Origin of the sequence: Arthrobacter sp. HMWF013 (genome assembly GCF_003061105.1) — a bacterium.
In the GTDB taxonomy this organism is placed as follows: domain Bacteria; phylum Actinomycetota; class Actinomycetes; order Actinomycetales; family Micrococcaceae; genus Arthrobacter.
Genome location: NZ_QAIQ01000362.1, coordinates 1 through 6700 on the forward strand (window position 1 = coordinate 1; position 6700 = coordinate 6700).

Consider the following 6700-nt stretch of genomic DNA (forward strand, 5'->3'; position numbering starts at 1 on the left):
GGATGCCGAAGGTGGCGCTGTCTGCCTGCAGCACTTCGAGGTCGTCGCGGAGCTCAGTCCGTGCCGAATACAGGTGCGGGCGCTCCAGTCCCCACAGCAGCGGTTCGGTGACGTAGAGGCGCTGGCGGACGACGGCGGTGCTGCCCGCCTTGAGCGTCACGGGAGCGGAGCCGACGGCGACAACCGCGCCGTCGCCGTCGTACAGTTCCGTTCCCACCGTCACCGTGGCAGTGGACAGGCTCTCGTTCTCCACCGTGGTGGCGACGTCCACGACGGCACGGCCGGCGGTGATGTCCGGCGTCGAGATCCGGACGCCATTGGCGGCGAGGTGTACCGGCTCCGTGACGGTCAGGAACGTGTCCCGGTAGATGCCGGCTCCCGAGTACCAGCGGGAATCCTGGTGGATGCGCGCATCAACGCGGATGGTGTTGGCCTGGCCGTACTTCAGGAAAGGATCCAGCCTGATGGTGAAGGTGGAGTAGCCGAAGGGGCGCTGGCCGGCGAAGTCCCCGTTGATGAAGACCATGGCATCCCGGTACACGCCCTGGAACTCGAGGGAGACGCGCTTGCCCCGGAAGTCCTCAGGCACCTCGAACGTCTTTGAGTATTCGAACGCGCCGTCGGGGGAGTAGCCAGCGTGTGAGCCCTGGGCTGAACCGGCAGATCGGGGGAGGCCGATCAGTGCATCGTGCGGCAGGGTGACGGGCTGCGGCGGGGCAACCGGCCCGTCGAACTCCGCGAAGAGGCTGACCTTCGGGCATACCGCCCATCCTGCATTGAAAGAGGTGCGCGTCATTGAGGTTCTCCCTAACGATTCTAGTATCACGTGTCACCATCAGGACATCACACCGAGGTGACACGTGTCAATGAACCGGCAGGTTCCGACCGGAAGGCTAGGTTGTTTCTCCCGTCAGGACCGTGACCTCGGGAAGGGAAGCGGGCTGCGGCGCGGGGGCCTCGGCGCGGCCAAGAGCGGCAAGATCAGCCGCGATCCGCTCCATGAGCGGTGCGTTGTGGATGCGGATGGTAGTGAGCCGGGGCGAGACAAGCTGCCCGATGGCCGTGGCATCGACACCCACCACTGAAAGGTCATCCGGGATCCTCAGCCCAAGCGCCCTGCCGGCGGCCACAACGGCAAGGGCGACGTCGTCGTTGTAGCAGCCCACAGCAAGCGGGGAGTCTTTGGCTTTGACGGCAGCGAGGGCGGCGCTGGCCCGTCCGAGCTCAAGGGGGATTTCAAGGCGTTCGGGTTCCGGCAGGCCCTCAGCGCGGGCACCTGCTTTCATCCCCTCGTAGCGCCCTGGCCCGAAGGGGTCGAGCCGCTCATCCAGCAGGGCTGCATAGGCCAGCTGTCTCGGACCGTTCCGCAGCAGCGCCTTTGCCATGGTCCGCCCGATGACGTGGTTGATGTCGTGGGTGGGGTCCTCGGGCGTATGGATCCGGGGAATGACTGCCGCCCCGGAATGATGCAGGACCTCACGTTCGTCTGCCCCGAGTATTCCCATGTCCACCACAGCAACGGGCCGGAAGTGCAGGATGGCGGCGAGCGTTTCGCCGGGGTTGCTGCCCGCGAAGCGGACCACCACGCTCAGGCCATGCGCGGCAGCATGGCTTGTGACGTTGTCAACGAGATCCTGGAGGTTGCTTCCGAACGTGGTGTTGGGGACGAGGATCACCAGAATGTCACTCCGGCCTGTCACCAGCGCGCGGCCGGCAGGGGAGGGCTGATAATTCAGTTCCTCGGCCGCTTTCAGGACTTTGGCACGGGTCTCCTCCGGGAAGCGGGAACCCTGGCCGTTCAGGACGTGGCTGACGGTTGCGCGGGATACACCAGCCCTCTTGGCGACATCAAAGCTGGTGGGGCGCTTGGCCGGTTTCGTTTCCGCTGTCACCTTTTGATCATCGCACAGGGTGGGTTACACGTGATACCCGCGGTGTGAACCCCCGGCCCCTTCATTGCGTCGGCAGCCGGCGGCCGGACTGACCGCCGGCTGCCGGTGCGTCGACGGCTACAGGTCGAGGTCTCTCAGCGGCCGGTGCGGACTGTCTCGTCGGTGAGGGCTTCGTTCGCGGTCCAGCTGCGCAGCAGGTTCATGGCGTCCGCGGACGGGGTTGCAGGTTCGGCAAGGTAGGTCATGAGGACCAGACCGGGCGTCGAGGTTATGTCGAGGGTTTCGTAGCCGAGGGTCATGTCACCCACAACGGGGTGGTGGATGTGCTTGGCTCCGGTGGAGTGGATCCGTACCGTGTGTCCGCCCCACCAGGTGCGGAACTCACTGCTGCGGGTCGCGAGCTCACCGACCAGTGCCATCAGGGCTTTGTCGCTGGGATCCTGGCCGGCGAAGAGCCGCATCCCTGACACGGCTTCCAGTGCGGTCATCTCCCAGTCCGGGTAGAACACCCGGGAGCGTTCGTCCAGGAACATGTAGCGGGCGCTGTTCAGCGCGGGCTGCCCCGGCGGGAAGAGGTCGGGGAACAGGGCCCGGCCCAAAGGGTTCGACGCGACAGGGTCCCCGAGCCGGGTCATCGCGATGGCGGGAACATCGCTCATCGCATCGATCAACTGCGCGATCCGCGGTGTCACGCGGGGTAGGGGTTTCGTCCGGGGTGCCCTGCGCGGCCCGGTCGCCGCACGTGTCAGATCGAACAGGTGCGCGGTTTCGGCCTCGTTTAGTTGCAGGGCCCGCACGAGAGCGAACAGCACGCTCTCGGACACCCCGCTCAGGTCCCCGCGCTCCATCCGCGTGTAATAGGCGGTGCTCACCCCGGCCAGCTGGGCGACTTCCTCACGGCGCAGGCCGGGGACGCGGCGTTCCCCGCCGAAGACAGTCAAGCCCGCCACCTCCGGGGTGATGCGGGCGCGCAGTGCGGTGAGGAACTTCTGCACGTCGTTGCGGGTACTCATGCAGTCAAGGCTAGGCCGGATATGTGCAGTAGTGGGAGCCCCTGACGTTAACCCCCAGCAGACGTACGACGGCGGCCTTCGCCTTGGGTTCCTTGCCGCACCAAGTGAGCTCTGGGGGATAACACCAGTGACTCTCACCCGTACCCGTTTCGCTCCTACCGTTGAAGGCATGACCAACACCATGATTACTTTGAACAACGGCATCGAGATCCCTGCGGTCGGGCTCGGCGTCTTCCAGACCCCACCCGACGTGACCACCACCGCCGTCGAGGAAGCACTGCGCGCCGGCTACCGCCTCATCGACACCGCTGCCGCTTACGGCAACGAGGCACAGGTCGGCCAGGGCATCCGTAACTCCGGCATCCCCCGCGAAGAGGTCTTCATCGAGACGAAGATCTGGATCAGCGACTACGGCTACGATGCGACCCTGCACGCGTTCGAGAAAAGCGCCGCCAAGCTCGGCGTGGACTACATCGACCTGTTCATCCTTCACCAGCCGCTGCCTTCCGAATTCGCCCTCACGCTTGATTCCTACCGTGCGCTCGAGAAGCTCCAAGCGGACGGCAAGATCCGCGCGATCGGTGTCAGCAACTTCATGCCCGAACACCTTGAGCAACTGCTCGCAGAGACGACGATCGTTCCGGCCGTCAACCAGATCGAGGTGCACCCCTACTTCCAGCAGAAGGACATGCATGCGCTTCACACCAAGCACGGGATCCTGACCCAGGCCTGGTCCCCGATCGGCGGGATCACAACGTACGTCCCCGATGCCAAGAGCACCTTGGACGACCCCACGATCCGGTCGATCGCCGAGACACACGGCAAGAGCCCTGCCCAGGTCATGGTGCGCTGGCACGTCCAACAGGGCCGGTCGGCGATCCCCAAGTCGACTAAAGCCCACCGCATCACCGAGAACTTCAACGTGTTCGACTTCGAACTCACCACCGAGGAACTCGCCGCGATCGACGCTCTAGACACCGGTGTCCGCGGTGGCCCCCCGGTCGAGGCCATCACCCGCGAGGCCTTCGACTTCACGATCCCCGAAGCCTGATCGGTTGGGCCGAACCCGGTCGGGAAATCTGACAGGAAATACACGATGGAATACACCCAACTCGGCAACTCCGACCTCAAGGTCAGCCGCCTCACCCTGGGGTGCATGAGCTTCGGGACCCCGAACCAGTTTCAGGACTGGGCCCTCGACGGCGAAGCGGCAGCACCTTTCTTCCGGCAGGCCGTAGAGCTGGGCATCAACTTCTGGGACACAGCGAACGTCTAGGGCATGGGGAGTTCAGAAGAACTCGTCGGCAGGGCCATACGCGAATACAGCAGCCGCGAGCAGACTATCCTCGCGACCAAAATTTACTGGCCGATGCACGAGGGCCCGGACGGCGGAGGGCTGAGCCGCCAGGCAATCATTAAGCAAGTCGACGGCCCCCCGCCCGGCTCGGCAGCGATTACGTGGACCTGATGCAGATCCACCGTTTCGACCCCGAGGTCCCGGTAGAAGAGACGATGGAAGCGCTGCACGACGCCGTCCAGGCCGGCAAGGTCCGCTTCATCGGCGCCTCATCGATGTGGGCCTGGCAGTTCTCTAAGATGCAGAGCGCGGCCGAGCAGAACGGCTGGACCAAGTTCGTCTCGATGCAGGACCAGTACAACCTGGTCCAACGCGAGGAAGAGCGCGAAATGCACGGCCTCCTTGCCGACTAAGGCGTCGGCAACATGGTCTGGAGCCCCCTCGCCGGCGGTATCGTTGCACGCCCCTGGGGTGAGAAGTCCACCACCCGGGCGGCGTCCAGCCCAGCCCAGGATCAGTTCGGCCGGCCGCTGTTCCTCGACTCCGACAAAGCAATAGTCGACGCCGTGGAACGCATCGCCACCGAGCGGGGAGTCGCAATGGCCACCGTCGCGCTGGCCTGGGTCCTGAAGAACCCCGTCGTCGATACCCCGATCATCGGGGCGACAAAGCCGAAGCACCTCACAGACGCGGCCGCAGCCCTCGAACTGGCGCTCAGCGACGAGGAAGTGTCCGCGCTGGAGGCCCCCTACACGCCCCGCGAGCCGACATTCTTCTAGGCAGCACCCAGCACCAGGGTGTGCCGAACCAGACCGGTTCGGGCGCACTTCCCGCCTACTAACCCCATGAGCACTTCGACCTGTGGATGTCAGGGACGCAAGCCGCCGCATATCCGGTCACACGAGCCAGCGCCACCAGCGTGGCCGCTCCGGTTCCGGCGTCGGTTCCGGTTCCGGCTCCTCGCCCAAGGCCAGCGCGGCCTCGACGATGTCGTCCGCGGTGAGCGTCATGACGGCCTCACGATCGAGCGCGTCGAGGCTTTGTTCTTCGTCGAGCGAGAGCCGCAGCGCCTGACGGTTAAGCGCCTGCTCGAACAGAGTGCGGGCGAACCGTGCGTTGCCGGAGTCCTCGCCCGCGTGGAGCCCGGTGAAGATGCGGCGCAGCATCTGGTCTGCACCTGGCTCCAGCCTGTACTCGTGCTGGGCGAGCATCCGGTGGAAGATCGTCTGGAGTGCGTCGACGGAGTAGTCAGGGAACGTGATCTCGCGGGCGAAACGGGAGCGCAGTCCGGGGTTCGAGAGCAAGAAGGACTCCATCAGCCGCGGGTACCCGGCCACGATCACGACCAGGCGGTGGCGGTGGTCCTCCATCCGCTTGAGCAGGACCTCGATCGCCTCGGGGCCGAAGTCCATCCGGCCGTCCTCCGGGGCCAGTGCATAGGCCTCATCGATGAACAGGACGCCGTCCAGCGCACGCCGGATCACCCGATCCGTCTTGATGGCGGTCGTGCCGACGTACTGCCCCACCAGGCCCGAACGGTCAACCTCGACCAGGTGGCCTTTCTGAAGCAGACCGACGGCGCGGTACATCTCGGCCAGGAGCCGCGCCACGGTGGTCTTGCCTGTGCCCGGGTTTCCGAGGAACACCAGATGCTGTGACGTGGCCACCTCCGGCAGGCCGTGCGCCTTACGGCGGGCCTGGACCTGGAGCAGTGCGACGAGCGCCCGCACCTGTTCCTTCACTGTCTCCAGTCCGACCAACGCGTCGAGCTCGGCCTGCACCTCGGACAGTGGCCGGGCTGGACCGGGCCTCGCACCCGTCAGATCGCCGACCAGGTCGTCGACGCGCTCCGAACCGGGCAGCTTGAGCTGATCGGCCAGACGGCCGATGGTTTCGCGCAGGTCGTCGAGCGGATTGCGGCTGGCAGCCATGCATCCACTGTAGTACTCGATTCCCGACAGTTATGGGGTTGGCCGCACCAGCATCAACTCCCTTTTGGGAGTAGTACTCACGCAATGGCCGGGATAGCCACGGGTATCCTGGCCACACCGATCGGTGCCAGCACCAATACCGCCACGACACCGAGGACTAGCCCCAACGCATAGTCCTCCTCATTCATGTCCCACTGCACCCTGTGCGAACTACAACCGGTACAGCGGAAAACAGCCGCCCCCCGGACGTCGGAGCTCAGTCACATTGAAGCGGATCCCCCGGCTGTAGCATGCGCCAGGCGAGCGGCAATGACACCAACCATGGGAGCAGCGGATGACCTACACCTGACTGGGTGTCTCGAAACCTCTGCGCCTCGAAACCCAAGGGTTTTGAGACGCTTGCGGCGTGTAGCGTTTATGGCCCCTTCACCGGGCACTTTTGCGGGCGGGGTATACGGGACATCTCAAACTCCACCCCTGTAAAACCGAACGTCAAATCCGGGTTGTCGCGCTAAGGGACCGGCTTACGGGCGCCACCACATCGCTAAAACTGAGGTTGGGGCACCC

General features: G+C 65.1%; 6 protein-coding genes and 1 pseudogene. 3 read left to right on the plus strand and 4 right to left on the minus strand.

Going from position 1 to position 6700, the window contains the following annotated elements:
• The 3 genes from DBR22_RS13520 to DBR22_RS13530 form a co-directional block, all read right to left on the minus strand.
• A partial coding sequence (locus DBR22_RS13520) for a sugar-binding domain-containing protein (RefSeq protein WP_375134964.1) occupies window positions 1-796 on the minus strand: 796 nt, incomplete at its 3' end.
• Window positions 797-893: 97 nt separating this feature from the next.
• On the minus strand, window positions 894-1892 hold the full coding sequence (locus tag DBR22_RS13525; protein WP_108599446.1) for a LacI family DNA-binding transcriptional regulator: 999 nt from the start codon (window positions 1890-1892) through the stop codon (window positions 894-896).
• 134 nt (window positions 1893-2026) lie between these two features.
• Entirely contained in the window at window positions 2027-2905 is an 879-nt protein-coding gene (locus DBR22_RS13530; protein WP_108599447.1) for a helix-turn-helix transcriptional regulator, read from the minus strand.
• 169 nt (window positions 2906-3074) lie between these two features.
• On the opposite strand from DBR22_RS13530, the gene DBR22_RS13535 reads away from it, so the two are divergent.
• From DBR22_RS13535 to DBR22_RS25175, 3 genes and pseudogenes are all read left to right on the plus strand, one after another.
• Entirely contained in the window at window positions 3075-3956 is an 882-nt protein-coding gene (locus DBR22_RS13535) for an aldo/keto reductase (protein ID WP_108599448.1), read from the plus strand.
• A gap of 45 nt (window positions 3957-4001) precedes the next feature.
• A complete protein-coding gene (locus tag DBR22_RS25170) occupies window positions 4002-4181 on the plus strand; it encodes an aldo/keto reductase (RefSeq protein ID WP_308810212.1) in 180 nt (59 codons plus the stop codon).
• 191 nt (window positions 4182-4372) lie between these two features.
• Window positions 4373-4981: pseudogene (locus DBR22_RS25175) on the plus strand (aldo/keto reductase).
• 117 nt (window positions 4982-5098) lie between these two features.
• Here the strand turns inward: DBR22_RS25175 and DBR22_RS13545 are convergent.
• Window positions 5099-6133: an AAA family ATPase gene (locus DBR22_RS13545; protein ID WP_108599449.1), complete on the minus strand. Its 1035-nt coding sequence runs from the start codon at window positions 6131-6133 to the stop codon at window positions 5099-5101.
• Between the last annotated feature and the right edge of the window lie 567 nt (window positions 6134-6700).